Below are 24,598 nucleotides of genomic sequence, written 5' to 3' on the forward strand. Positions count from 1 at the left end.
CCGGGGCTTGTGAACCTTGGCGCCGGCTCGTCTATTGAGCCGGCATGAGGGCAATCGCCAACGGCACCCTATCCCGCTTCAACCCTGTGCAGCCCGGTGCACAGGGAATGAAGGTTGTCGCGACCGGACTTCTCGTCGTCATGGCTGCGGTCTTCATCGCGGCGCGCGCGTTTCAGGCCGACTATCCATTCCTTGGTTATGTGAAGGCCTTTGCTGAAGCGGCCATGGTCGGCGGACTTGCCGACTGGTTTGCGGTCACGGCGCTCTTCCGGCACCCTCTGGGGCTTCCAATTCCCCATACCGCCATCATTCCGCGCAACAAGGATCGCATCGGGGAAGCGCTGGCGACCTTCCTGCGCGAAAACTTCCTCATTCCGGCAGTCGTTGCCCGGCGCATGCAGCGGCTCGACATTGCAGCCGCAGCCGGCCGGTTTCTCCAGACCCCTGCAGGTGAGGGCACGCGCATCCGCGCGGGCGCCTCGCGGCTCATCGCAGACATTTTCGAGAGCCTCGATGACGAGCGCCTCGGCGGCATCGTCAAGGGCGCGATCTCGACCCGCCTTCGCACCATGCAGGTCTCGCCCCTGCTGGGACACGCTCTCGCCTCCGCAATCAACGAAGACCGCCACGTGCCGATGCTGGAAGCGGCGATCCGCTGGATGGCGCGGGCGCTCGATGCCAACGAGCAATTGATCCGCGACATGGTCCAGAAGAAAGCCAACTGGGTGCTGAAGCTCGCCGGTCTCGACGAGAAACTGGCGGATGCGATTATCGACGGCCTGAAGAAGCTCACCGTCGAAATGTCCACCGATCCTGCCCATCCCGTCAGGATCAAGGTCGAGGAGGCCCTGGTGCAACTCGCGAACGACCTCCAGACGAGGCCCGAGACGCAGGAGCGGGTCGAGGGGATCAAGGAGCAGTTGCTCGACAACAAGTCCGTGAGCCTCTGGCTCGACACTCTCTGGCAGAAAGGCCGGGAAGCGATCATCCGGGCGGCGCGCAATCCGGACGCAGTCCTTGCCGGCAAGCTCGGCGAAATCCTCATGTCCATGGGCGGCACGCTCGAAAAGGACGCGCGTATCCGCTCGGCGATCAACCAGTTCGCGCGCCGCGCGGTGGTCGGAATGGCGGCGAGCTATGGAGGCTCGATCGTCAAGCTGGTCTCGGAAACGATCCGGAGCTGGGATGCCCGGACCGTGACGGCGCGTCTCGAATCCGCGGTCGGACGCGACCTCCAGTATATCCGGATCAACGGCACGCTCGTCGGCGGGCTCGTCGGGCTCATCCTCTACCTGATCGACAAATTATGAGTGATCCAAGGCTGGACGAGCTTGCCGAGAGCGCCCGCAACCGGGGCCTGAGGCTCGTGCGCTCGCGGGTGCGGACCCCGGGCAAGAGACGGTTCGGGAAGGTCGGCTTGACCGACGCGTCCGGAAAGGCCGTCTTTGGAATGGACGCCAAGGGTCCGACAGCCCCGCCCGAAGCTGTCGAAGACTATCTGCGGAACCTCGGTGCAAAGGACTGGGGCGCATCGCTCGACGTCGCCGTCATGCCGCGCAGGCCCAAGGCTAAGCGGGCCGGGCGGCAACCGGCCAATGATGCTGCGCCCGGGCCGGAGCGCGCGCCGCGCGCAGCCCCGGTTGAGCCGCCGAGTCCCAGGCCCAAACCCCAGCCCAAGTTGAAGATACGGGACGCCAAGTCCTCGGACGCGCCCCGCCTTGCCGAGCTGATCCACGAACTTGGGCACGAGATCGGGGAGAAGCAGGTCCGCAAGAACCTCGCTTCACTCAAGAAGACCGGCGAGACGCCGATCGTCGCGAGCCTGGATAAGGTCATCGTGGGTATGTGCGGCGTCGGCCGGCGCGTGGTCGTCCATCGACCTGCGCCGCTGGGACGCATCACCGCCCTGGTCGTGGCCAAGGAAGCACAGCGCCACGGGATCGGCCGAAAGCTCGTCGAGGCCGCCGAACAGTGGATGCGCAAGGAAGGGTGCCAGCTGGTCGAAGTGACGAGTAATGACCGAAGGACTGCGGCCCACGCCTTCTACAGGCACATGGGCTACGAGCGGAGCAGCATCCGCTTCTTCAAGAAGCTCTAGCCGGCGCTTCGCCGTTCGATCGTGGCTCCGACGGCAGAGAGCTTGTCCTCCAGCCGCTCGTAACCGCGATCGAGGTGATAGACCCGAAGGACCTCGGTCTCGCCCTCGGCGGCAAGGCCTGCGAGCACCAGGCTCATCGAAGCGCGCAGGTCCGTCGCCATGACGCTCGCACCGGTGAGGCCTTCCACCCCGTGGACGATCGCAGACCGACCGTGAATGTCGACGTTCGCGCCCATTCGCCGGAGTTCGGGCACGTGCATGTAGCGGTTCTCGAAGATCGTCTCTTCGAGGAAGCTGTCGCCCTGCGCGAGCGCGAGCATCGCCATGAACTGTGCCTGCATGTCGGTCGCAAAGCCCGGGAAGGGGGATGTTGAAAGCGCGAGGGGTTTGAGGCCCCCGTTGGCGCTGACCTTGATGCCGCGATTGTGAAACTCGATGACGAGGCCGGCATGGGCGAGCGCTGTCAGCGTCGCCTGCATGTCGTCTGGGCGCGCGCCGATAAGGTCCAGGGATCCGCCGGTGATCCCAGCGGCGCAGGCATAGCTGCCGGCTTCGATGCGGTCGGGCATCACTTCATATTCGCAGCCGTGAAGACCCTCGACCCCGTCGATGATGAGATGCCCCGAGCCGATGCCGCGGATCCTGGCGCCCATCGCGACGAGGAGATTGCAAAGGTCGACAATCTCCGGTTCGCGAGCCGCGTTGAAGAGCTGCGTTTTGCCCCTGGCGAGGACGGCGGCCATGAGCGCATTCTCGGTCGCCCCGACCGAGACCACGGGAAAGCTGAAATCGCCGCCCGCAAGCCGTCCCTTGGGCGCGCTCGCCTTCACGTAGCCGGCCGCCAGCTCGATGTCCGCGCCCATGGATTCGAGCGCCTTCAAATGGAGGTCGATCGGACGGTCGCCGATGGCGCAGCCGCCGGGCAGCGAGACGGTCGCCTCGCCCATGCGCGCGAGCATGGGTCCAAGGACCAGCACCGAGGCGCGCATCTTCCGAACCATGTCGTAAGGCGCGATCGTCGAGACGATCTCGTCGGCCTGGAGCGTCATGCGCCGGCCGACCTGGCCCTTCTTGACGCCGGCGACCGACGTCGAAACCCCGAGCTGGTTCAGCAAGTGGCTGAACGTGTCGACGTCAGCGAGTCTCGGCAGGTTGACGAGCGTCAGCTTCTCCTCAGTGAGAAGCGCGCAGGGCATCAGCGTCAGCGCCGCGTTCTTTGCGCCGCTGATGGGGATCTCACCCTGAAGCTTGTTGCCGCCCTTGATCCAGATACTGTCCACGGCGGCGGTTTAGCGGACCTTGGCGCCGCTGCAATGCTCAGGCTTTTTCAAGCGTGCACTGCAGCGGATGCTGGTTCTCCCGCGCGAAGTCGATTACCTGCGTGACCTTCGTCTCGGCGACTTCGTAGGTGAAGACGCCGCACACCGCGACGCCCTGCTGGTGAACCTGGAGCATGACTCGGGTCGCATCCTCGATGCCCATCGAAAAGAAGCGCTGAAGGACGAGAACGACGAACTCCATCGGCGTATAGTCGTCATTGAGCATCAGCACTTTGTAGTTGGACGGCTTCTTCGTCTTGGGCCGGGTGCGTGTCGCAACTCCGGTCTCGATCTCGTCGAGGCCGTCGTCATCGTTGGGCCCGCTGGCCATGGTGATCAGTTTCGAAATCATCTGATTCTGAAATATGGCAGCCCGCAAAAACGCGGCAAGTCGCGAGTTAGCAGCATATCGGTAAAAAAATGGCGGCCGCCCCGTTACTGGAGCGACCGCCGACAGTCGTTGCCCTGACTTAGGAGGGGAGAGGGTCAGGCAACGAAAGTGTTGAAGCGCTCGGCGTTGGCCGACGCGCGGTTCGAGAGAGGCTGGAAAGCCTCACCCGCAAGCTTGACGAGCGACTCGGTCAGCTTCGAGCTCTCGGCGACCACGCGGTCGAACGAAGCACGGGCGAAGTCGCCCTGAAGCTGCAGATATTCGGTCGGGCTCTTTGCCTCGGCGAGCGAGCGGATCGCGTCCGCGGCCTGCTCGAAGCTGTTGCGCTGCTTGGCAACGACGTCCTGGCCGATCGAGCGGGCGCCCTCGGTGGCAACGCGGCCGGCCTCGACGACCGCCTCGACGTTGGCGCGGGCGAGATCGGCAAGCTCTTCGGCGACCTTCTGGCTCTTCTTCACGAGGTCCTGGCTACGCTCGTTGGCGTCAGCGAAGATCGTCTGGAGCGGAGCGAACGCCGGGATGGCGTCCAGATTGAAAGCGTTCTGGGTCACGTTCTGGATCCTTTTCTGGGCCGCGGCAGCGGTCTTGCGCGTCGCGGTGCGGGTGCTGCGTACTTTGCGGCGAGGAGCGGCCTTCGCCGCCGTCTTCTGAGCGACCGTCTCGCGCTTGACGCGGCGAGCGGTGGCTGCGCGGGTGCGCCTGGCGGTCCTGGTGCTTTCCTTGGCAACCTTTTCGATTGTCTCGGCCACCACGTCGGCGACCTTGGCCGGTGCTTCGGCCGCCGCTTGCCGGGTAGCCTGCACTTCAACCTTGGTTTCGTCCGCCATCACTCATTCTCCAATTTGTTGCACTGCACAATATACATTGCACCGCACTAATTCAAGGGATTTTTTGTGCACTGCAGCATTCCGTCGCTTGACGGCAACGGTTCGGCCGAAGCAAGAACGGCCATGGACCAGCCTATCCGCCAGCGCCGCGGCCTTCTCATCGTGCTCTCCTCCCCCTCCGGTGCCGGTAAATCCACTATCGCCCGGATGTTGCTGGACGCGGACAAGGAAGTGACGATGTCGGTCTCGGCAACGACACGGCCGAAGCGCTCGAGCGAAGTCGACGATGTCGACTATCATTTCGTCAATGACGACGGCTTCGACAGCATGATCGACGATGGCGAGTTCGTCGAATGGGCGCCCGTGTTCGGTTACCGCTACGGCACCCCCAAGGCCCCGGTGAAGCAGGCGCTCCGCCAGGGCCGCGACATACTTTTCGACATCGACTGGCAGGGCACACAGCAGCTCCAGGCGGCGATGGGCGAGGACCTCGTTTCGATCTTCATCCTTCCGCCCTCGATGCAGGAGCTGGAGCGGAGGCTGAGAAGTCGGGGAACAGATGCTGACGCGGTGATCGCCGACCGGATGTCACGGGCGGCAGCGGAGATCAGCCACTGGCCCGAATATGAATATGTGCTCGTCAACCGCGACATGGACCAGTGCCTTGCGCAGGTGCGGGCAATCGTCACCGCCGAGCGCCTGAAGCGAACCCGGGGCATTGGTCTTGTGACCTTCGTGCGCGACCTCATCGGGCCGGCGCACTAGTCGAGGAATTGAAGGAACCGGGCAGCCGCGAGAAAGTCGCGGCGGCGGCTTTCGAGCAGCGCTTCGGCCTCGGCGTCCGCGCCCCAGCGCTCTATCTGCCAGCGCTCGTCGATGCTTACAGCGTCCCAGGCAGCTTCGGGCGATACCTGCCTTTCGAGCACCGCCAGCGCTGCAAGAAGAGATCCGCCGATCGTCACCAGCGGCGAAAGTCCAGCCAGGTGAAAGGGGCCGAGCGCAACGAGCGCCTGCTTCAGGCGCTCGATCGTTGCCGCAGGTTGAGGCACGTGCATCAGTTCGCACGTCGTTGCAAAATCGACGTCATACCGGCGGCGGGCCCATCCAAGGAGCTTGTCCCATTCCTGCGACTGGCGCTCGGAGAGCTCGCGAGGCCCTTGCGCGCGGTAACAGGCAAGGTCGGCCTCAGCATAACGAGCGATCCCGAGGGCAAAGTCCCGGCGGTCGGGCACGACCCGGTCGATCGCAGCATTGGCGATACCGGTGAGCGGCATTTTCCTTGGATCAACCGCGCCCTCGACCGATCGCCATTCCCCTGCGATTCCCTCGGCGAGCGCCTCCGAAGGAACGACGAGCTCCGCCCGTGCCGGAGTCCGCACCGGCCGGCCGTCGAGCTTGATCGTCCAGCCCTCGCCCTCGGGCTCGGCCGCGACGTCCTTCCAGAATTTCTTCATTCCCCGAGGCGGTCCTGTTCGTCCCAGGCCCTCTTGAGCAGTCGCGGCGCCAGTATCGAATCAAGGACACCCATGATCGCGATTATCGCGCCAAGCTGGGGCCAGCCGCCGCGCCGCAGCAGATCCGTGTACATGATCGCAACGCCCAGGAAGAAGATTGCAAGGCCGGCGAGCCTGATCAGTGAATGTACGAGCAGGCGCCTGCGTGCGACATCGTCATCCATCGACATGCTCCTTGATGAGAGTGAGGACGTCGAGCGGCCTGCCAGCAACGGCAAGAGCCCCCGCGCGGATCAGTTCCTCGGGCTCATGATAGCCCCATCCAGCGCCGATGCCCGAGGCTCCCGCCGCACGCGCCATGGCCATGTCGAAGCTCGTGTCCCCAACGACGATCGTCGTTTCCGGCACCGCCCCTGCATCGGCAATCGCCTGTTCGACCATCGAAGGGTGCGGCTTTGAAGGATGGCTGTCGGCAGTCTGCAAGGAGGCGAAGCGGGCGTGAATCCCGTGCTGCTCGAGGCAGTGCCTGAGGCCGCGGTCGGATTTTCCGGTCGCAATTGCAAGGATCCACCCGTCTTCCTCCAGCGCATCGAGAAGGTCGATGACGCCCTCGAACAGCGGCTCCTCGACTTCGCCTGCAATCCGAAGGTCCTTGAATGCCCGCCTGTAATCGTCGGCGAGCTTTTGATGCCGCTCGGGCGGCAGGTCAGGGAACAGGGCTGCCATTGCCTCGGCGAGGCTGAGCCCGATCACCCGCCTCGAAACGCCGGGCGGCGGTACGGCAAGGCCGTTCTGCTGGAGGCTCGAGCTCAAGGCCGCGTAGATCGGCGCGCCGCCGTCGACGAGCGTCCCGTCGCAGTCGAAGATCGCAAGCCTGTTCACCGCCGCCTGGGCTTTGCAGAGGAACCTCGCGAGCGCCGTTCCCCGCGGCGCGTTTCGCGCCTGGGACGGGCCGGCCTCGCCGGAGCCTTCGGCTGCTGGAGGGGCAACGCGTTCCCGATGCTCTCGTCGAAGCCGAGGGTCGCAAGGCTCTCGGCAAAATGCGAAGGCAGCTGCGCGGTGACGTCGATCTTCCCCCCCTCGGGAGCATCGAGCCGGATGCGCCGCGCGTGAAGATGCAGCTTCCTGCTGATCCCGCCCGTCAGGAAGGCTTCGGATCCGCCATATTTGGCATCGCCGACGACCGGGTGCCCGATCGAGGCCATGTGTGCACGCAGCTGGTGCGTGCGCCCCGTGAGCGGTTGCAACTCAACCCAGGCCGCCCGGTTTCCGGCCCGATCGATGACGCGCCAGCGGGTTTTGGCCGGCAGACCCTCTTCGTGATCGACGTGCATCTTCTCGCCGCCCGTCCCCGGCTGCTTGGCAAGCGGCGCGTCGATGACGCCCTCCTCAGCGTCGGGCACGCCGACGATGATCGCCCAATAGACCTTGCGGGCGGTACGGCCCGAAAAGGCCTTTGCGAAATGGCCGGCCGAGCGCGCGGTGCGCGCGACCAGCAGCGCTCCTGACGTGTCCTTGTCGAGCCGGTGCACCAGCTTGGGCCGTCCGCGTTCGTCGGCGAGGCCGTCGAGGAGGCGGTCGAGATGCTGGTTCGTCTTGGTCCCGCCCTGGGTCGCAAGACCCGGCGGCTTGTTGAGGACGAAGGCACCCGGGTCTTCGTAGATCACCATGTCGCGAACGAACTGCTGCTCGTCCTCGGTCAGGGTCTCCCGCCTCGGCTGCGGCCGGGACGTGCGGGCAGGTGCGGCCTCCAATGGTGGCACCCGGATTTCCTGGCCTGCCTCCACGCGGTCGCCGGGGACCGCGCGCTTTCCTGCCAGGCGCAGCTGCCCCGTCCGGGCCCACCTCGAAACGATGTTGAAGCTGACCTCGGGCATGTGCCTCTTGAACCAGCGGTCAAGCCGGATGCCGTCGTCGTCCTCGCTGACGGTAAAGGTGCGAATATCGCTCACGATGGGGGCGCTTAGCGAAAGCTAGGCCGCGCGTCCCGCCCAATAATCGAACGCCCGGGCCTGGATCTTGCGGACCAGCCTTGCCGCCTTGGGGCCCTCCCACAGGCCCTTGTAGCCATGCTTCCTGGCGCCGCCGACCCACCAGCCCTGGCCCGGGAGCCCGTCGGACTGGCGGACGACCAGCACGGCGAGCTCGGGTTCCCCCCTCCCCTCGGCATCTTCGTCGACAAAGGCGAGAACCTTGCACAGAGCCCGCATCTTGGGACGCGTGAAGTGATGCCCGAGGAGTTCCAGCGCCTCCGAGTAGCTGATCGCCTGTCTCGCCTGCGCCGAAGCAATGAGGATCGCGCGGACCTCGGACGGATCCGCGAGCAATCCTGCTTCGCTCATCGGGGCTGCTGGGTGAAATCTACGGGAGTGAGCTCGAAGACGTCGAGCTTGGACGTGCTTTGCGGCCAGGGAATCACGAGGCGCCAGCGAAACGGACCGATCCGCTCGAGGACGCCGGCCATGTTCCGCTTGGGATCGTCGCCATAGGCAAGCGGCTGGTCCTCGTTTCCGAGCGCGAGGCTGCCAAGGAAGATCAGCCGACGTGGATCATCGTCCTCCCACAGCCGGCCCGCCGGTCGCTGGCTGCCGGTCTGCTTGACGATGGTGAGGAGGTTGTCCTCGACCTCGACGTAGCAGAAGAAAGGCTTGAAGGTTTCGAAGGACCGTCCCTTGCCGCTCGCGCTGCCAAGCTTGATCAGGCGGCAATTGTAGCTGCCGGGCGTGGGATCGGGCCGCGGCAGGGCCGAGCGCGGCAGCAAGAGCTTACCTTCCCGGCGAACATCGGCCGGGTTGGACTTCTGGGCGTCCGCCAGCGCCTCCTGCCAGGCCAGGCCCAGCCGCGAGAGCCGGTCCTCATCAGCAGCGGTCGTCACGCCCTTCCAGGCGTTCGACTTGGCCGGCGGCCCGACTTCGACGCTTGCACGGGCGCCTGGCCGCAGCATGGGCTTGGTCGCGCAGCCGGCCAATACGCTCGCCAATGCGGCGTGTATCAGGATGGCTTTCGTCAGTCGCGTCACTGAGAACCCGGCCCTTCCGCTCTGCCCCCGTTTTAAATTGGCAGGGGGGGCGTCCGGTTTCAACCAACGAACCGGTCACCATCTTCTTTCATGCAGGCTTCACCGCCGCTAGGCGCATCGCCGATGAACGCGAACGAACGATCGTCAGAGGCGCATCGGGGCGGACTGGTCCTGGGACTGCTCGCCTACGCCCTGTGGGGCGTGCTTCCCCTATATTTCAAGGTGATCGAAGTTCTTCCGGCGGCGATCATCGTTGCCCACCGCATAGTCTGGTCCCTGCCCTTTCTTGCACTACTCGTCCTATTGTCACGGGGCTGGCCCAAAGTGCGCGCGGCGCTGGCGCGCAGGGAGACCGTCGCGATCCTGTTTGCGACAGCGCTTCTCATCGGCGCGAACTGGCTTCTCTATGTCTATGCGGTGACGAGCGACCGGATTCTCGCGGCGAGCTTCGGTTATTATCTCAATCCGCTCGTGAACGTGCTGCTCGGCCGCTTCGTCCTTCACGAGCGACTGACGAGGCTGCAGTGGACGGCTGTCGCGATTGCTGCAGTCGGGATCTCGGTGCTTGCCGCAGGGGCTCTCAGCCAGCTCTGGATCAGCCTCGGCTTGTGCGCGACGTTCGCGCTCTATGGTTTGCTCAGGAAGATCGTCGCGGCCGACGCCGTCACTGGCCTCGCGATCGAGACTGCGATCCTCTTTCCACTGGCCCTTTTCTGGCTCGCATGGCGAAGTTCACAAGGGATCGCCGTGTTCGGCGGAAGCGAAATGCTGACGGCCCTTCTGCTCCTTGCAGGCATCGTCTCGACGACGCCCCTCCTTCTCTTCACGGCAGCTGCAAAGCGGCTGCAATATTCGACCCTTGGAATGCTCCAGTTCATTGCGCCGACGCTGCAGTTCATGATCGCCGTCATCTATGGAGAGCATGTCGGCCTCGCGCACGCGATCGCCTTCCCGGCGATCTGGCTCGCCCTTGCCCTTTATGTCAGTGCGCTCGTTCGCGCGCCCCGCCTGCCGCAGCCACCCGAATGATGATAGGAACCGACGGATGTTCAACCTCGTCTCGCTGATCGTCGGCTTAGTTGCGCTCATCTGCGCGCTGGTCGCTTTCCTGCCGCTGCTTGGCTGGCTCAACTGGCTCATCATTCCGCTTGCCGTGGTGGGCGCCGCGATCGGCGTCATTTCACGCGGCACTGCAGGCCGGAACCTCAACCTGCTCGTGATCGTGATCGGCATAGTTCGGCTGGTGCTGGGAGGCGGCATCCTGTGAAACGGGAGCCGCGCATCGATGCCTATATCGCAAGAGCGCAGCCGTTCGCGCAGCCGATTCTAGCCAAGGTTCGCGAGCGCGTGCACTCGCTCGTCCCCGATATCGAGGAAACAATGAAGTGGAGCCATCCGGCATTCTGCCGGAACGGCAAGATCGTCCTTGGGACCGCGGCTTTCAAAGGTCACGCAGCAGTAAATTTCTGGCGGGGCCAGGAGCTGGGGCTCGAGACCAGGGCCGGCGCCATGGGCCAGCTGGGGAGGTTGACCAGTCTTGAGGACCTGCCCGCCGATCTGGACGTGATCATCGCCCGCGCCGCAGCGCTGAGTAACGCTCCGGCACCGCGCAAACCCAAGGCTGAGCCAAAGGCACTTCCTGACATGCATCCGGACTTCGCCGCAGCGCTCGAAAACTCACCGCAGGCCCGGCAGGCGTTCGACACCTTCGCGCCCGGGCACCGCCGCGAATATCTCGAGTGGATCGCGGAGGCCAAGCAGGACACGACGCGCCAGAAGCGCATCGCGAGCGCGCTCGAATGGCTTGCCGACGGCAAGCGCCGCAACTGGACATACGAGAACTGCTGATCAGCGCGACATCTTGAGGGCGGGTCCAAAACGCGTCTGCGCGTCACCCTCCAGAGAAAAGCCGCAGCTTTCATAGAAGCGCCTCGCGCTCGGATTGGCGATGACGGTGAGCGCGAGGCCGCGCTTGCGCGCTTCCTGCGTGGCGGCGTCGAGCAGTGCCCGGCCAATCCCGCGCCCCCAGAGGTCGGGTTCGACGAAAAGGCCGTCGAGCTCGCCGCCTACGACCGCGGCGAAGCCGGCGACCTGGCCGTTATATTCGGCAACGATGACCTGGCCGTTGGCGATCTGGGCGGGCGGGAGGTGGATTGCTTCGGGATGGGCCAGGAGTTGCCTGCGGTAATCTGGTAGTTCGAGCGCGGCATGCGCCTGGAGCTGCTCGAGCTCGGCATGTTCCTCCGGCCGCGCGAGCCTCAGGATCAGCGTGTCAGTGCGCTTTGACATAACTCCCGGGCGCGTCCTCGATGGCTTTGAGCTTGCCCTTTCCCGGAATTCGCGCTCCCGCGGCTTTGACGCTCGCCGGGTCCTGGCTCTTCAGCCATTCGAGCCAGTCGGGCCACCAGCTGCCCTGTTGCTCCTTGGCCGAAGCGATGAACTCCTCGAGGTTCCCGGCCTGTGCGGCAGTGACCCAATATTGGTATTTCTTGGCAGCGGGCGGATTGACCACGCCCGCGATGTGGCCGGAGCCTGCAAGGACGAACCGCTTGGGCCCGGAAAAATGGTCCATGATCTTCCACACACTCTCTGGCGGCGCGATGTGGTCTTCCCGGCCCGCCTGGATGTAGGTCGGCGTCTTCACCCGGTCGATGTCGATGGGCGTCCCGGCAACCTTGATCCCGCCCGCCACGACCAGCTTGTTTCCCTTGTAGAGGGTTTCAAGATAGTCGCGATGCCAGCCCGCTGGCAGGTTGGTCGTGTCGCTGTTCCAGTGCAGCAGGTCGAAGGGCGGGGGTTCCTCGCCAAGCAGGTAGTTGTTGACGACGTAGTTCCAGATGAGGTCGCGGCCGCGCAGCAGGTTGAACGTCGCGGCCATGTAACGGCCGTCGAGAAAACCCTTCTCCTTGGTCAGCTGGTCGAGGAGCGCCATGGTCTCCTCGCCAGTAAAGAGCTTGAGGTCGCCGGCCTTCGAGAAGTCGACCTGCGCGGTGAAGAAGGTCGCTGACCTGACCTTGTCCGCCTCACCCTTCGCCTCGAGATAGCCAAGCGTTGCGGCAAGCGTCGTTCCGGCGACGCAATAACCGATCGCGTGGACGCTCGGCACACCGAGGAGCTCGCGGATCGAATCGATCGCGTCGATCTGGCCTTGAAGGACATAATCGTCGAGCCGTGCATCGGCGATGGTCTCGTCGGCCGACTTCCAGCTCACCATGAAGAGACTGATGCCGTTTTCGACGCACCAGCGGACGAAGCTCTTCTCGGGCGTCAGGTCGAGGATATAGAAACGGTTGATCCACGGCGGAAAGATCACGACCGGCGTTCGCAAGACCTCATCGGTAGCCGGCGTGTACTGGATCAGCTGGTAGAGCGGTGTCTGCTTGATAACCTTGCCCGGGGTGGTTGCGAGATTTCGGCCGACCTCGAACACACCCGGCTTCGTCTGGGTCAGCTGCCCGGCCGCAATGTCCCTGAGCATGTTGGCAAGACCCTTCAGCAGGTTCTCGCCCCTCGTCTCCAGCGTCCGTTTCAGCACCTGCGGGTTCGTCACCGCAAAGTTGGACGGGCTCATCGCGTCGACAAAGCTCTTCGTCGCAAAGCGCATCTTCTCGCGCGTCTCGGCGTCGATCCCCTCGATTTCGTCGACCGTCCCAAGGAGCTGGTCCGATACCCGCAAATAGGTCTGGCGAATGGTGTCGAAGATCGGGTTCTCGCTCCATTCGGGAGCAGCGAACCGGCGATCCTTGCGCTGCTGCGCGTCGCCGGCCGGAGCAGGCATCACGCCGCCGAGCATCTTGCCCCAGGCTTCAAGACCCTTCGCCCAGGCCTGTGCGCCCGCGGTCATGAGGGCGACCGGATCGCTTGGGGCCTGCGCCTCTCCAAATCCGAAAGCCGGCGCTGACCAGGCCGGAAAGGGCTGGTCCTTCTTGAGGCTCTCGGACCAGAATTCCATCAGCATCTGCTGGGCGCGGCCCATCACCAGAGTCCAATGCTGCCAGTCCTCCAGCGTCGGGATCGCGCTGCTGTTTGTCTGCTCGACCATGCCCTGCTCTTACGCTCAGTTGCCAATCAAACGAAGCTCGGACGATAGTGCTGCAATCATGCGCCGCTTTGCTCTTCTCACAAGCCTTGCGCTCGCCGGCTGCGCGAGCGTCCCGGCCCAGGTTCCGCCAGTCCATGCGCAAGTGGGCGTCGCATTCGACCGTAACGGCGAACTGGGGACCTTTGCCGACGGAATCGCCGATCCCCAGAGCGGCCGGGGGGTCACCATCGACGACCCGGTTCGTGTCGCCTCGGTAAGCAAGATGATCACTGCGATCGGCGTCATGAAGCTGGTCGATGAGGGCAAGCTTGATCTCAGCAGCGATGTCTCCCGCTGGCTCGGCTGGCCGCTTCGCAACCCGAACTTTCCCGACCGGCCCATCACGCTCTCGATGCTGCTTTCACACACGGCTTCGGTGCGCGAGCATGACGATGACTATGTGATCCCGCTCGGGGGCTCGCTTCGGCAGGTCATGGCCGATCGCGGCAACTGGGATGCCCAGCATGGCCCGGGCGAGGGATATTTCGCCTACGTCAATCTCAACTATCCGATCATCGGCTCGATCATCGAGAAGGCGACGGGCGAGCGCTTCGACATATGGATGCGCCGCAACGTCCTTGAGCCCATGAAGCTCGACGCCTGCTTCAACTGGCCCACCTGCAGCGATGCCGCTGTCGCACATGCCGTCGAACTCGACACGCCAGAGGGAAAAGCGGTCAAGGACGATTTGCACGGCAGGCGTCCCGCCTGCCCGGTCTTCGTCAAGGACGGCGAGGCGTGCGACCTTGCCCGCTGGAAGCTCGGCGACAACGGATCGCTGTTCGCGCCGCAGGGAGGACTTCGCATTTCGGCCCGCGGACTGGCGCGGATCGGCCGAATGATGCTGAACGGAGGCACGCTCGAGGGAATCCGGATCCTTTCGCCTCGGTCGCTCGACACGCTTCTGACCCAGGTCTGGCGCTTCGATGGCCGCAATGGAAAGACCGACGGCGGTTTCTACTGCAGCGCCGGAAACGGTACGCACCAGCTTCCAACCAGGGTCCCCGGCTGTGCCGATGACATTGGCACCAAGGGGGCCATCCTTACCGGCCACGCCGGTGACGCCTACGGCATGAAGAGCGGACTTTGGATCGATCGCACGCGTGGCCGCGGCGTCGCTTATTTCGTAACGGGCGTCGCCGACCCTGCAGCCAAAGCGCCGGACAGCGCCTACACCGCGCCCGAGGTGCGTGCCTTCAGGCGCACTTATTCCCTTCTTGGTCGGTAACTAGGGCGTGCAGCGCCAGCCGCTGCCCGAGTACCACATGCGATCCGGCGTGCAGTTCTGATTGTTCCATACCCAGCGCGGGAAGGCGCGGTCAGGACGTTCGTGCCACCAGTCGTTCCACTTGTCGGGATCGAAGCTGCGATTGGCGTCATAGTCGCCGTAATCGTTGTAGCCGCTGTACCCGAAGCCCCCGCCGGCGACATCGTCGCCGACGCGGATATGCCGGAAGTGGCGGCCGCCGCGGCGGAAATCCATCCCTCCACTGTTGGCCGGCACGGCGCGAAGCGTGCCGCGGGAGGCGTGGGAACCCGAGACTGAGCTGAAACTGGTCGTCGCCGCGGCGTCCAGCGCGGAGGCCGAGGATGATGCGGTAAGGGCCGCCAATGTCGCGGCAGCGCCAAGCAACACACGGTGCATGTGGCTGCTCCTTTCGAGTCCGTTTCGGACACGGCACAAACGCGCTCATTCGGATGACGTTGCAATCCGTAAGAGTACCCATTGATGGTTCACGCACCGGCAACCTTGCGGGGTACAAGGCGGTGCTGATGCCCGCTGGCCTGCCCCTCGCGTTCATGCTCTTCGCCCAGGCGGCAAGCGCGGGGCCCGCCTCACCGCCGGTCCAGGCAACTCCTCCTGCAGAGACTGCCGCGGCAGCCGACCTGCGCAAGTGCATGGAGGCGAACAGTGATCCCAGCACGCACCAGATCGTGGTCTGTGCTCCAAAGCCGCAGGGTTACCGCATCGATCCCGATGTTCTCGCGGCGCGGCGCATGAAGAAGAAGGGCGATCCCGGAGCGCCCCGCAATCCCCGAGAGACGTTTGCCGACCATAGCTGCGCAACCGTCGGCCCGATGGGTTGCCGCGGTGGGCCGGTAATCGACGTCGTAACGGCTGCCGCGACAGCAGCAACCATGGTCCAGAAAGCGATCAAGGGCGAAAATGTCGGCAAGACCTTCGTCACCGACCCCCAGCAGAACGAATATCAGCTCTACCTTGCGGCCAGGGCCGAGCGCGAGGCCAAGGAAGCCGAGGCCGCGGCGAAAAAGGCGAAGGAAGCAGCGTCCGCGGCGCTCCCGGCTCCTGCTCCTGCCCCTCCGCCCGTTTCTGCCCAGCAGTAGGCGCCGTTATGCCGGCTCGGGCGCCTTCTCCGGCGCCCGATGGGCGAACATCTTGGCGTCATATTGGGCACGGCTGCTGATCGCCATGCGGTTCCACGCATTGATCTGGACGGCCGCAAGGGTCAGCCACGCTATTTCCGCCTCGCTGAAATGGGGTTTCAGAGCCTCGAAGGCAGACTTGCTTGCGCCGCTGTCGGCAATCAGCGTCACCTCCTCGATCCAGGCGAGCGCTGCCCGCTCCTTTTCCGAAAAGAGCGAGCTTTCCTCCCACGCATCAAGAAGGGTCAGGCGCTCGACGGGTTCGCCGTCGCGAAGCGCCTCGTCGGTATGCATTGCGATGCAGAATGCGCACCCGTTGATCTGCGAAGCGCGCAGCTTCAGGAGATGAAGGAGCTTGCGTTCGACGTGCCCACCGATGAGGCCCTCGAGCTGGAGGAAGTGGCGATAGGCATCCGGAGCAAGCTTGGAGAGGTCCATGCGTAATGGTTCGGCAGGCATTCTTTCCTCCTCTGTCGGCCAGGCGACCGAGTTAAGAAGGAGAGGCTGCCGATCAAGGCACGGCCGCTTCGAATAGCGTGAGTTTGGATGCCGCTAAGCTTTTGGTGACCGGGCTCTGCTAGAGGGTGGCGCCATGAGCTCGATCGTCGCCAAGTATTTGACGCCCTGGAAGCACAAGCGGCAGCTCCAGCAGCAGCGCCTCGCGGCACTTCGCGGGCGTGACGGCGATGACTGCCGCCGTTGCCGGCGCCCGATGCGGTTCGATCTGCCCGACGGCCATGACCTTGGCCCCAAAGTCGAGCAGTTTTCGCCTGCGCTAGAAAACGAGGCGCCTGCACTCGAAAATCTCTGCCTCACGCACCGCCGCTGCAATACGGAGCCCGCGGACTTCACGTCCGAAGTGAAGGAGCGGATCCGGCGCAAGAACGAAGCCGAGCTCTTCGCCAACTCGCGGGTGAAGAGGCGGGCTTAGGCCCATTTTTCCTATTGCTGCAGCGGCCAGTTCGCCATGTCGGCGGTCCAGACGATGCCCGATCAGTGGCCGTCCATTCAATCGATTCCCGAGGCGGCGCTAACGCTGTGGTAAGCTCAGGCGCGTAAGCTTGGCTCGTGATCAAGAGTCGTAACCCAGGGAAAAAGGGCGTCATGGTGCGCCCCTCTCGCATCCGCCGCGATCCCGTGCCGCCGCAAAAGCCGGCGAGCCTCGACAAGGCGATGTGGCAATCGCGCGAGTGGGAAATCGGCCTGGCCGTGGTCGGCATCATCCTGTTCGCGCTGGCGATCAACGCGATCTCGATCGGCCTCAGCGCGATTACGGGATGATTTGTGAGGGCCGGAGCGGTCGTCTCTCCGCCCCGGCCCTTCCAGTCAGACGGCTAGGGTCCGGCTAGTCTTCACCCGCGTCATGAGGCCGCCGAGCACCGCGGCAACCAGCAGCAGTGCAGGAACGTCACCGACGAGATGGCCGGTCATGTTTGGCGTTCGGAACGATTCCCACGCCATCACGAGGCCGTGGGCGAGGCTGGACCACACAACGAACCAGATGAGCGAGGCATTGGCCGCGGGGTCCCTCGCCGAACGGATCATGAACACGCCGAGCGTGAAATAGACAGCAACGATCATCAGGAAATAGTCGCTCGCCATCGGTCCGCCCGAGTTCCAGGCCCAGCCCGACGACCAGAAGATCGACAGCGGAAAGATGAGCAGAAAGGCGGCGCCGAAAACGACGAGCGCTGCCGACAGAAGCGGATTCTTGTTTGGCATGAAATGTCTTCCTCTTTGCAGATGGCCGCACATCCGCGGGGCAGGAGATACGATTGCCGCCTCAGTGCGCGTGCGCTGAACAGGAAGGAGCCACAGCCGCGGCTGCGCACCCCGCGCAGCCACTCCCCAGCGGGCAGCTTCGTTACGCAGGCTAAAGGATTGGGCGTCTTATGCCAATCAATGGCGGGCCCGGATCGATAAAGTTGGCTTATCGCATCGAAGCGCAGAAGATCCGCTAACTTCGAAGTAAGCTGAAGGGGCTAGCATCCGGTCCCATGAAAATGCCGGTTGCACTAATCGCGGGCGCGCTCGCCTTCGGGGTAGCGGGGGGATATCTCCTCGACCGGAACGGCCGGAGCGCAGCAACGGGGCCCGACGCGCCAATCGAGTGGAACGCGGTGCAGGCGGTACCGACGCGAACCCCCGATGCGCAGGATATTGCCTGGCAAGAAAGGTCGGAGCAGCGGGACGATGGTTCCCCCGGGAAGGCGTCCGCGACGAGCGCTTCGTTCGGCTATTGTCCTGCGGGCGGCGGGACGAACTGCGTGGTCGACGGCGACACTTTCTACGTGAATGGCGAGAAGGTTCGCATCGCCGGGATCGACGCGCCGGAAACGCATCCGCCACGCTGCGATTCCGAAGCGCGGCTGGGGGGTGAGGCGACCCGGAAGCTGCACGAGCTGCTCAACAGCGGGGCGGTAACCATGAGCAGCATCGAGCGTGACCGCGATATCTACGGGCGCCTGTTGAGGAACGTCGCGGTCGACGGCGACGATGTCGGCGAGGCAATGATCAGCGCCGGCCTCGCGCGCGAATATGGGAGCGGTCGCCGGCCCTGGTGCTAGCCATGGGTGGGGACAGTCGGGCCGACTGCCCCTTGAGGCATCTATTCCGCAGCAACCCCCGCGGCGGAGAACATGTCCGGCCCGCCCTCGCCTTCGGCTGAGCCTTCCGAGCCCTGCGTTCCATCGTTCGCCGCGGCGGCCGTGGCCTTGGCCTTCTGCCGGCGGTCGAAGTTGTCCCAGACCTCATTCCAGTTTCCGCGGGTCGCGGCCTTTGAATATTCGGTCGCGCGCGTCTCGAAGAAGTTGGCGTGCTCGACGCCGTTGAGAAGCGGCGCGAGCCAGGGAAGCGGGTGCTCGTCGACCATGTAGATGGGCGCAAAGCCCAGCTGCCCGAGGCGCCAGTCCGCGATGTAGCGGATGTACTTCTTGATCTCCTTGGGGCTCATCCCGTTGACCGGTCCCATCTCGAACGCGAGGTCGATGAACGCGTCCTCGAGCCGGACCGTCTTCTGGCACGCATCGATGATCGCCTCGCGAACGGCGGGCGTCAGGCAGTCCCGCTCCTTCACGAAGGTGTGGAAGAGCTTGATGATACCCTCGCAGTGGAGACTCTCATCCCGCACGGACCAGCTGATGATCTGGCCCATCCCCTTCATCTTGTTGAAGCGCGGGAAGTTCATCAGCATCGCGAAGCTCGCGAACAGCTGGAGCCCTTCCGTGAAGCCGCCGAACATCGCGAGCGTCTTTGCAATGTCCTCGTCCGTGTCGACGCCGAACTGCTGAAGGTAGTCGTGCTTGTCCTTCATCTCCTTGTACTGGAGGAAGGCCGAATACTCGCTCTCGGGCATGCCGATCGTATCAAGAAGGTGCGAGTAGGCAGCGATGTGGACCGTCTCCATGTTGGAGAAGGCGGTCAGCATCATCTTGATTTCGGTCGGCTTGAACACGCGGCCATATTTGTCGTGGTAGCAATCCTGCACCTCGACGTCGGCCTGCGTGAAGAAGCGGAAGATCTGCGTCAGCAGGTTACGCTCGTGGTCGGAGAGCTTCTGCGCCCAGTCGCGGCAGTCCTCGCCGAGCGGCACTTCCTCCGGCATCCAGTGGATCTGTTGCTGGCGTTTCCAATATTCGAATGCCCAGGGGTATTCGAAGGGCTTGTAGGTCTTGGAGGCTTGCAACAAGGGCATCAGCGTTACTCCGCTTAAAATCTGACGGGCTCGATCCCCGACGGGATCACACCAGAGAAAATGAGGACGATGGCGAGCGACATGACGGGCGCAGCCACGAACATGGCGGGAGCTGTCCAACGCGCGCCCTTCGCGAGGCTACGAAAATAAAGCGCAAGCAGCATGTCGCTGACCGCGACAACAAAAATCACGCCAAGAAGAACGGCTCCGGTCATCAGCCCCTCACCTTGACGACGCGGTCGCGGTAGACGGTGTGGCCGCGCCTCGCACCGACGCCGAACACGACGATGCCGAGGAAGTAGCCGAAGTCGTACCAGCCACCGTTGTTGGGAACGGCATAGACGGCGACCTGCTGCACAAAGAGAGAGACGATCCAGGCGAGCGGGAAGATGAGGCCGTGCCAGAGGCCCGCCCAGAAGCCCGGAGCGCCCGCAACGACGGCGTGCGCGTCCTGCGTCGCGACGCATGCATTATGAATGCAGCTGGCAATGCTCATTGGGCAGCTCCTGCATTGAGGTCGAGCGGCGCGGCCCGCTGATAGGCGATTGCAAAGCCGCCGATGACGAGACCGAATGCCGTCACCATCATACCGCCGATCAGCATCGCGGCGTAGCGCGGCTGCTGCTCGCTCTGGTGACGGATCGCAGTGACGACCAGCACCAGCCCGACGACGAACGCGACTGCGCCGATGAGGACGAAGGCAGTCATCATTGCGACCGCTCCTTCATCAGTTCGGCCTCGGCCTTGCTCGGATGGTAACGCAGGAGGCCAAGGCCGTGGATTGCGATGATCACGCCCACAACGAGCAGGATGACTGCGCCCTGCCCGCCGTAATTGTCCGACTTGTCGCGGCGGCGGTAGAACCAGATGCCTCCACCCAGCAGCAGCACTGCGACCGCCAGTTCGGCGATCCGGCCAGGAGTGAGGGCCGCGGTCATGACGTTTTCGCCATGGCAGTCACCTCATCGAGGCGGTTGGCATAATCCTCGAGGACCCTGGCGGTGCGCACGACATAGGTGCGCGCATCGTCCCAGCGGCGCTGCTCGATCGCCTCGCGAACGCCTGGCAAGGTCTTGGCGCCGTAGCCGGTCAGCGTACCAGGCGCGTAAACAAGGTTCTGGAACCACGGACGCCCCGGAAGGCCCCGAGGATCGAGCAGCAGCTGGTCGATCTGCGCGAGGCCGGCGTTGATCCGCGCCTGCGTAGCGGGGGGCAGGTTCTCCTCGCGGTCGAGCATTCCATCGGCGGCCGAAGCTGCGCGCTTCAGGTGGTCGACGGCATTTTCGAGCGGGAGCATGTCGAACACGGGCGTGATCCCGCGGTCGGCGGGCGCAATGATCGGGTCCTGCGGGGAGGACGCGAGCGTGAAGTCCCCTTCGCGCCTGAGATCGGCAAGCGTCCGGTCCTTGTCGCGCTGGTCGGCCTCTAGCTTCTTGATGTCGGTGAGATAGCGAGAGACCGTCGAGGCGAAGTCGGAATAGCGCGCCGGAACCCGCGGCGCATCGGCCGCGCGCATGACGAGACGACCCACGACCTTCGACAGTGCAGCGCCGTACTGGAGGCCAGGATCGTCGAAATGAAGGACGTGATAGGAGGTGTCGTAGACCGAGTGATAGCTACCGGCATTCTCGTCCTCGCCGCCGTAACCGACGTTCAGAGAGGCGATCCCGAGGTGCTGCAGGAAAGCGGTGTAGTCGGAGCCGGAGCCGAGCGCACCCAGCGGAAGGTCGCCTCCGCTCTTGGCTGCTTCGACGACGTCCGCTTTCTCCGAATCCTTGTCCATGTACGCACTGGCAAGAACACCGGCGCGGCCGCGCCGCGCCGAGGAGGCGCCGGTCTTGGGATCCGGAACATCGTTCGCGGCCTGGTTGAAATAATGCTGGAGCTCGTGGCTGCCCTCGGCCTCGAGGAAGCCGCGGCCGTTGACGTCGCTGTTGATGTAGATGAGCGCCTTGCGCTTGAGGTCGGCGGCATGGGCCTCGGCCCATTCGGTCGAGCCTAGCAACCCCGGCTCCTCGCCGTCCCAGCTCGCGTAGACGATGGTGCGGGCCGGCCGCCAGCCCTGGCGATAGAGCTGGCCCATCGCCTTGGCTTCGCTCATCAGAGCGACCTGACCGGTCAGCGGATCGGAAGCGCCGAAGACCCAGCCGTCGTGGTGATTGCCGCGCACGATCCATTGGTCGGGATACATGTTTCCCGGCAGCATCGCGATGACGTCGTAGACGGGCTTGAGTGACCAGTCGGACTTGACTGCGAGATGGACCTTTACGGCATCGGTGCCGCCCCAGTGATAGGCGAGCGCGAGCGCGCCCCGCTCATTTCCGGTGACGAGCGGACCCTGAAGCGCTGAAATGATCTTGGTCGCGTCGCCGTACGAGATCGGGAGCGTCGGGATCTTAAGGATCGTCACCGCCTGCTCGCGGGTCAGCCGCTTGGCCGCGGGCGTCGCGCCGATCCCTGGCGTCAGCGGATCACCGGGGTAGGTCGGCATGTCGGCGACCGAGCCACGCTGGATGCCGCCTTCGGGACGCCCGCCGCCACGCGGATAGACGTCGGCCTCGGCATAGCTGTCGTCGGCAGGATCAGAATAGATGAGGCAGCCGATTGCGCCATGCTCCTGGGCGAGCTTGGGCTTGAGGCCGCGCCATCCGCCGCCGTAGCGGGCCAGAACGATCTTGCCGCGAACGTCGATACCGCGCTGCGCAAGCGCGTCATAATCGTCGGGCATGCCGTAGTTGAGGTAGACGACGGGCGCGGTGACGTCGCCATCGCCCTGATAGGCGACGTAGGGCGGAAGCGCCGCTGCGAGGTTTGCAGTGGACGGGTCCTGGGCGATCGCCGGCTCCTGGCCCCCGAGCTGCACGTGCTGGGGCGCCACGAGCTCGACCGTAGTCGAGATGGGCGTCGGATAGAGGACGTCGAAGCGCTCGATGTGCGCGTCCCAGCCCCATTGCTTGAACAGTGCCAGCTGCATCTCGGCATTGGCCTTGTCGTGGGGCGAACCGACGTGGTTCGGCGCCGACGCCATCTCACCGAGCCATGCCTGCTGGTCGGCGGCGCTGATGAGCGCGTCGAAATTCTTCTCCAGTGCCTGCGGCGTGTCTCCAGGCTGCGCAGCTGCCCCCGATGCAACAAGAGCGAACGCCAGGACGGCAATACTGGATGCAGCACGCAACTTCATCGTTTCAGGAACTCCGATCCAAGGGCAACGGTCGCGACGCCCGCAACGAGGTCCAGCGCCACGAGCGCGAAGACGATCAGCCCCGCGCGCTTCGCGTATTTCCTGAGACTGAACGCGCGCTTCACTGGCACGCCAGGCATTCGTCATAGTCGGTGGTCGAAGCGAGCTGGATTTCCTTGAGCTCGGGCGTGTTGTCCGCCTCGACGCCGCCGGCGAAACCCGCGCGCTGCACGGACTTGGACCTCAGGTAATAGAGCGACTTGATGCCAAGCTCCCAGGCGCGGAAGTGAAGCATCATGAGGTCCCACTTGTCGACGTCGGCCGGGATGAAGAGATTCAATGACTGGGCCTGGTCGATGAACGGCGTGCGATCGGCTGCAAGCTCGAGCAGCCAGCGCTGATCGATCTCGAAGCTGGTCTTGAACACGTCCTTTTCTTCCTGCGTCAGGAAGTCGAGGTGCTGGACCGAGCCGCCCTGCTCGAGGATCGAGTTCCACACCTTGTCGCTGTCCTTCGACTTGGTCGCGAGCAGCTTCTCAAGATAGGGGTTCTTGATCGAGAAGGAGCCGGACAACGTCTTGTGGGTGTAGATGTTGGCCGGGATCGGCTCGATGCACGCCGACGTCCCGCCGGCGATGATCGAGATGGACGCCGTCGGCGCGATCGCCATCTTGCAGGAAAAGCGCTCCATCACGCCCATGTCGGCGGCATCGGGGCACGGCCCGCGCTCTTTTGCGAGCATCATCGATGCCTGGTCGACCTGCGCACGGATGTGCTTGAAGATCTTGAGGTTCCAGCTCTTTGCCATCGCGCCTTCGAACGACAGGCCGCGCGACTGCAGGAACGAGTGGAAACCCATGACGCCGAGGCCGACGCTGCGCTCGCGCTCGGCGCTGTACTTGGCGCGGGCCATCTCGTCCGGGGCCCTGGCGATATAGTCGCTGAGCACGTTGTCGAGGAAGCGCATGACGTCCTCGATGAACTGCTTGTCCTTGTTCCACTCGTCCCAGGTCTCGAGGCTGAGGGAACTGAGGCAGCAAACGGCCGTGCGGTCCGCGCCGAGGTGGTCGCGGCCGGTCGGCAGCGTGATTTCCGAGCAGAGGTTCGAGGTCGAAACCTTGAGGCCGAGGTCGCGGTGATGCTTGGGCATCGCCTTGTTCACGGCGTCGATGAAGATGATGTAGGGCTCGCCCGTCGCAAGGCGGGTTTCGACCAGCTTCTGGAACAGGCTGCGCGCATCGACCTTGCCGCGCTCCGAGCCGTCGCGCGGCGAGCGAAGCATGAACTCTGAGCCGTCCCGCACCGCCTCCATGAATTCGTTGGTCACGAGGACGCCGTGGTGAAGGTTCAGCGCCTTGCGGTTGAAGTCGCCCGACGGCTTGCGGATCTCGAGGAACTCCTCGATCTCGGGATGCGAGACGTCGAGGTAGCAGGCAGCCGAACCGCGGCGAAGCGAACCCTGGCTGATCGCGAGCGTCAGGCTGTCCATCACGCGGACGAACGGAATGATGCCGCTGGTCTTGCCGTTCAAACCGACGGGCTCGCCGATACCGCGCACCCGGCCCCAGTAGGTGCCGATGCCGCCGCCCCGGCTCGCCAGCCACACGTTCTCGTTCCACGTGCCGACGATCCCTTCGAGGCTGTCGTCGACGGTGTTGAGATAGCAGCTGATCGGAAGGCCGCGCCCCGTGCCGCCGTTCGAGAGCACGGGCGTTGCCGGCATGAACCACAGCCTGGAGATATAATCGTAGACGCGCTGCGCGTGGTCGGCATCGTCCGAATAGGCCGCAGCGACGCGTGCGAAGAGGTCCTGGTAACCCTCGCCCGGAAGCAGGTAGCGGTCCTTCAACGTCTCCTTGCCGAACTCGGTCAGGAGGTCGTCGCGCTTTGAATCGGTCTTCACCGCGAACTTGGGCGCGTGAACTGCCTTCGAGCCGGTTGCAACCGTCGAAACCTCGTCGCTCGGTACTTCTGAGCCAGTGGAGAAATCCATCGCGCTACCCTGTCCTTCATCGGCCCTGTCGAGGACCGTTTGTTCCTGACTTGTTCGACTCGGGTCCATTGCTGCACCCTAGCCGTTTTTCGCGCCCTTCGGGGCTTTTTCGTCCCCCTTCCCTGTGGAAAGCGGGGACGAGTTTTCCCGTCACCG

Annotated in this window: 33 protein-coding genes; 11 read left to right on the forward strand and 22 right to left on the reverse strand. The window is 64.3% G+C overall.

All coding sequences use genetic code 11. From position 1 onward, the window contains the following. The first annotated feature begins 44 nt into the window (after window positions 1-44). Window positions 45-1,310: a DUF445 domain-containing protein gene (locus tag V8192_RS11515; RefSeq protein ID WP_341633210.1), complete on the forward strand. Its 1,266-nt coding sequence runs from the start codon at window positions 45-47 to the stop codon at window positions 1,308-1,310. Next, window positions 1,307-2,098, forward strand: a complete 792-nt coding sequence (locus V8192_RS11520) for a GNAT family N-acetyltransferase (protein WP_341633211.1) — start codon at window positions 1,307-1,309, stop codon at window positions 2,096-2,098. Before V8192_RS11515 ends, V8192_RS11520 begins: the two co-directional genes overlap by 4 nt. On the opposite strand, the gene murA is transcribed toward V8192_RS11520, so the two are convergent. From murA to V8192_RS11535, 3 genes are all read right to left on the reverse strand, one after another. Further along, complete coding sequence (murA, locus tag V8192_RS11525; RefSeq protein WP_341633212.1) at window positions 2,095-3,378, reverse strand: UDP-N-acetylglucosamine 1-carboxyvinyltransferase; 1,284 nt, start codon at window positions 3,376-3,378, stop codon at window positions 2,095-2,097. The genes V8192_RS11520 and murA overlap by 4 nt on opposite strands. A 37-nt stretch (window positions 3,379-3,415) precedes the next feature. After that, on the reverse strand, window positions 3,416-3,748 hold the full coding sequence (gene clpS, locus V8192_RS11530; protein ID WP_341633337.1) for an ATP-dependent Clp protease adapter ClpS: 333 nt from the start codon (window positions 3,746-3,748) through the stop codon (window positions 3,416-3,418). A 155-nt stretch (window positions 3,749-3,903) separates the two neighbouring features. Further along, entirely contained in the window at window positions 3,904-4,635 is a 732-nt protein-coding gene (locus tag V8192_RS11535; protein WP_341633213.1) for a phasin family protein, read from the reverse strand. 123 nt (window positions 4,636-4,758) lie between these two features. On the opposite strand from V8192_RS11535, the gene gmk reads away from it, so the two are divergent. Next, complete coding sequence (gene gmk, locus V8192_RS11540; RefSeq protein ID WP_341633214.1) at window positions 4,759-5,400, forward strand: guanylate kinase; 642 nt, start codon at window positions 4,759-4,761, stop codon at window positions 5,398-5,400. On the opposite strand, the gene V8192_RS11545 is transcribed toward gmk, so the two are convergent. Genes V8192_RS11545 through V8192_RS11570 form a run of 6 tightly spaced genes read right to left on the reverse strand, consistent with a single transcriptional unit; the run spans window position 5,397 to window position 9,108 of the window. After that, a complete protein-coding gene (locus tag V8192_RS11545; RefSeq protein WP_341633215.1) occupies window positions 5,397-6,089 on the reverse strand; it encodes an ATP12 family chaperone protein in 693 nt (230 codons plus the stop codon). The two genes, gmk and V8192_RS11545, sit on opposite strands and share 4 nt — an antisense overlap. Further along, window positions 6,086-6,313, reverse strand: a complete 228-nt coding sequence (locus V8192_RS11550; RefSeq protein WP_341633216.1) for a hypothetical protein — start codon at window positions 6,311-6,313, stop codon at window positions 6,086-6,088. Before V8192_RS11550 ends, V8192_RS11545 begins: the two co-directional genes overlap by 4 nt. Then, the gene (locus tag V8192_RS11555) at window positions 6,306-6,971 is read right to left on the reverse strand and encodes an HAD-IA family hydrolase (RefSeq protein ID WP_341633217.1); all 666 of its coding nucleotides are present in this window, start codon (window positions 6,969-6,971) and stop codon (window positions 6,306-6,308) included. The genes V8192_RS11550 and V8192_RS11555 overlap by 8 nt, the downstream gene beginning before the upstream one ends. Next, a complete protein-coding gene (locus tag V8192_RS11560; RefSeq protein ID WP_341633218.1) occupies window positions 6,968-8,041 on the reverse strand; it encodes an RluA family pseudouridine synthase in 1,074 nt (357 codons plus the stop codon). Before V8192_RS11560 ends, V8192_RS11555 begins: the two co-directional genes overlap by 4 nt. A gap of 21 nt (window positions 8,042-8,062) precedes the next feature. Beyond that, the gene (locus V8192_RS11565) at window positions 8,063-8,431 is read right to left on the reverse strand and encodes a ribose-phosphate pyrophosphokinase (protein WP_341633219.1); all 369 of its coding nucleotides are present in this window, start codon (window positions 8,429-8,431) and stop codon (window positions 8,063-8,065) included. Next, window positions 8,428-9,108, reverse strand: a complete 681-nt coding sequence (locus V8192_RS11570) for a DUF4893 domain-containing protein (protein WP_341633220.1) — start codon at window positions 9,106-9,108, stop codon at window positions 8,428-8,430. The genes V8192_RS11565 and V8192_RS11570 overlap by 4 nt, the downstream gene beginning before the upstream one ends. A gap of 123 nt (window positions 9,109-9,231) precedes the next feature. Between V8192_RS11570 and rarD the strand changes: the two genes are divergently transcribed. Genes rarD through V8192_RS11585 form a run of 3 tightly spaced genes read left to right on the forward strand, consistent with a single transcriptional unit; the run spans window position 9,232 to window position 10,956 of the window. Continuing rightward, a complete protein-coding gene (rarD, locus tag V8192_RS11575) occupies window positions 9,232-10,137 on the forward strand; it encodes an EamA family transporter RarD (protein ID WP_341633221.1) in 906 nt (301 codons plus the stop codon). Window positions 10,138-10,153: 16 nt separating this feature from the next. After that, window positions 10,154-10,375, forward strand: coding sequence for a hypothetical protein (locus V8192_RS11580; RefSeq protein WP_341633222.1), 222 nt, complete (start codon window positions 10,154-10,156; stop codon window positions 10,373-10,375). Beyond that, entirely contained in the window at window positions 10,372-10,956 is a 585-nt protein-coding gene (locus V8192_RS11585; protein WP_341633223.1) for a YdeI/OmpD-associated family protein, read from the forward strand. The genes V8192_RS11580 and V8192_RS11585 overlap by 4 nt, the downstream gene beginning before the upstream one ends. On the opposite strand, the gene V8192_RS11590 is transcribed toward V8192_RS11585, so the two are convergent. Beyond that, a complete protein-coding gene (locus V8192_RS11590; RefSeq protein ID WP_341633224.1) occupies window positions 10,957-11,397 on the reverse strand; it encodes a GNAT family N-acetyltransferase in 441 nt (146 codons plus the stop codon). It lies immediately after the preceding gene. Beyond that, complete coding sequence (locus tag V8192_RS11595; protein WP_341633225.1) at window positions 11,381-13,150, reverse strand: PHA/PHB synthase family protein; 1,770 nt, start codon at window positions 13,148-13,150, stop codon at window positions 11,381-11,383. Before V8192_RS11595 ends, V8192_RS11590 begins: the two co-directional genes overlap by 17 nt. Window positions 13,151-13,208: 58 nt before the next feature. On the opposite strand from V8192_RS11595, the gene V8192_RS11600 reads away from it, so the two are divergent. Then, window positions 13,209-14,417, forward strand: a complete 1,209-nt coding sequence (locus tag V8192_RS11600) for a serine hydrolase domain-containing protein (RefSeq protein WP_341633226.1) — start codon at window positions 13,209-13,211, stop codon at window positions 14,415-14,417. Here V8192_RS11600 and V8192_RS11605 read toward each other — a convergent pair whose 3' ends face one another. Then, window positions 14,418-14,834: a hypothetical protein gene (locus V8192_RS11605; RefSeq protein ID WP_341633227.1), complete on the reverse strand. Its 417-nt coding sequence runs from the start codon at window positions 14,832-14,834 to the stop codon at window positions 14,418-14,420. 128 nt (window positions 14,835-14,962) lie between these two features. On the opposite strand from V8192_RS11605, the gene V8192_RS11610 reads away from it, so the two are divergent. Beyond that, window positions 14,963-15,535 carry a hypothetical protein gene (locus V8192_RS11610; RefSeq protein ID WP_341633228.1) on the forward strand — a complete coding sequence of 191 codons (573 nt, stop codon included), beginning with the start codon at window positions 14,963-14,965 and terminating at the stop codon, window positions 15,533-15,535. Window positions 15,536-15,541: 6 nt separating this feature from the next. Here V8192_RS11610 and V8192_RS11615 read toward each other — a convergent pair whose 3' ends face one another. Then, window positions 15,542-16,033 carry a carboxymuconolactone decarboxylase family protein gene (locus V8192_RS11615; RefSeq protein WP_341633229.1) on the reverse strand — a complete coding sequence of 164 codons (492 nt, stop codon included), beginning with the start codon at window positions 16,031-16,033 and terminating at the stop codon, window positions 15,542-15,544. A 133-nt stretch (window positions 16,034-16,166) separates the two neighbouring features. On the opposite strand from V8192_RS11615, the gene V8192_RS11620 reads away from it, so the two are divergent. Continuing rightward, the gene (locus tag V8192_RS11620) at window positions 16,167-16,505 is read left to right on the forward strand and encodes a hypothetical protein (RefSeq protein WP_341633230.1); all 339 of its coding nucleotides are present in this window, start codon (window positions 16,167-16,169) and stop codon (window positions 16,503-16,505) included. A gap of 173 nt (window positions 16,506-16,678) precedes the next feature. Then, window positions 16,679-16,855 (forward strand): hypothetical protein, encoded by a 177-nt coding sequence (locus V8192_RS11625; RefSeq protein ID WP_341633231.1) that lies wholly within the window; start codon window positions 16,679-16,681, stop codon window positions 16,853-16,855. Window positions 16,856-16,900: 45 nt separating this feature from the next. Here V8192_RS11625 and V8192_RS11630 read toward each other — a convergent pair whose 3' ends face one another. Next, window positions 16,901-17,296, reverse strand: coding sequence for a DUF6632 domain-containing protein (locus tag V8192_RS11630; protein WP_341633232.1), 396 nt, complete (start codon window positions 17,294-17,296; stop codon window positions 16,901-16,903). 275 nt (window positions 17,297-17,571) lie between these two features. Between V8192_RS11630 and V8192_RS11635 the strand changes: the two genes are divergently transcribed. Continuing rightward, on the forward strand, window positions 17,572-18,141 hold the full coding sequence (locus V8192_RS11635; protein ID WP_341633233.1) for a thermonuclease family protein: 570 nt from the start codon (window positions 17,572-17,574) through the stop codon (window positions 18,139-18,141). 41 nt (window positions 18,142-18,182) lie between these two features. On the opposite strand, the gene V8192_RS11640 is transcribed toward V8192_RS11635, so the two are convergent. The 8 genes from V8192_RS11640 to V8192_RS11675 are packed head-to-tail and all read right to left on the reverse strand — an operon-like array spanning window position 18,183 to window position 24,511. Further along, window positions 18,183-19,268, reverse strand: a complete 1,086-nt coding sequence (locus V8192_RS11640) for a ribonucleotide-diphosphate reductase subunit beta (protein WP_341633234.1) — start codon at window positions 19,266-19,268, stop codon at window positions 18,183-18,185. Window positions 19,269-19,282: 14 nt separating this feature from the next. Next, window positions 19,283-19,483: a hypothetical protein gene (locus V8192_RS11645; RefSeq protein ID WP_341633235.1), complete on the reverse strand. Its 201-nt coding sequence runs from the start codon at window positions 19,481-19,483 to the stop codon at window positions 19,283-19,285. Continuing rightward, window positions 19,483-19,764: a hypothetical protein gene (locus V8192_RS11650; RefSeq protein ID WP_341633236.1), complete on the reverse strand. Its 282-nt coding sequence runs from the start codon at window positions 19,762-19,764 to the stop codon at window positions 19,483-19,485. The genes V8192_RS11645 and V8192_RS11650 overlap by 1 nt, the downstream gene beginning before the upstream one ends. After that, window positions 19,761-19,979: a hypothetical protein gene (locus V8192_RS11655; protein ID WP_341633237.1), complete on the reverse strand. Its 219-nt coding sequence runs from the start codon at window positions 19,977-19,979 to the stop codon at window positions 19,761-19,763. Before V8192_RS11655 ends, V8192_RS11650 begins: the two co-directional genes overlap by 4 nt. Continuing rightward, on the reverse strand, window positions 19,976-20,206 hold the full coding sequence (locus tag V8192_RS11660; RefSeq protein WP_341633238.1) for a hypothetical protein: 231 nt from the start codon (window positions 20,204-20,206) through the stop codon (window positions 19,976-19,978). The genes V8192_RS11655 and V8192_RS11660 overlap by 4 nt, the downstream gene beginning before the upstream one ends. Continuing rightward, window positions 20,203-22,449, reverse strand: a complete 2,247-nt coding sequence (locus V8192_RS11665; protein WP_341633239.1) for a transferrin receptor-like dimerization domain-containing protein — start codon at window positions 22,447-22,449, stop codon at window positions 20,203-20,205. The genes V8192_RS11660 and V8192_RS11665 overlap by 4 nt, the downstream gene beginning before the upstream one ends. Beyond that, window positions 22,446-22,574, reverse strand: a complete 129-nt coding sequence (locus tag V8192_RS11670; protein ID WP_341633240.1) for a hypothetical protein — start codon at window positions 22,572-22,574, stop codon at window positions 22,446-22,448. The genes V8192_RS11665 and V8192_RS11670 overlap by 4 nt, the downstream gene beginning before the upstream one ends. Next, a complete protein-coding gene (locus V8192_RS11675; protein ID WP_373276344.1) occupies window positions 22,571-24,511 on the reverse strand; it encodes a ribonucleoside-diphosphate reductase subunit alpha in 1,941 nt (646 codons plus the stop codon). The genes V8192_RS11670 and V8192_RS11675 overlap by 4 nt, the downstream gene beginning before the upstream one ends. Window positions 24,512-24,598 lie beyond the last annotated feature (87 nt).

It is taken from the genome of Sphingomonas agri (assembly GCF_038148795.1).
Lineage (GTDB): Bacteria > Pseudomonadota > Alphaproteobacteria > Sphingomonadales > Sphingomonadaceae > Sphingomicrobium > Sphingomicrobium agri.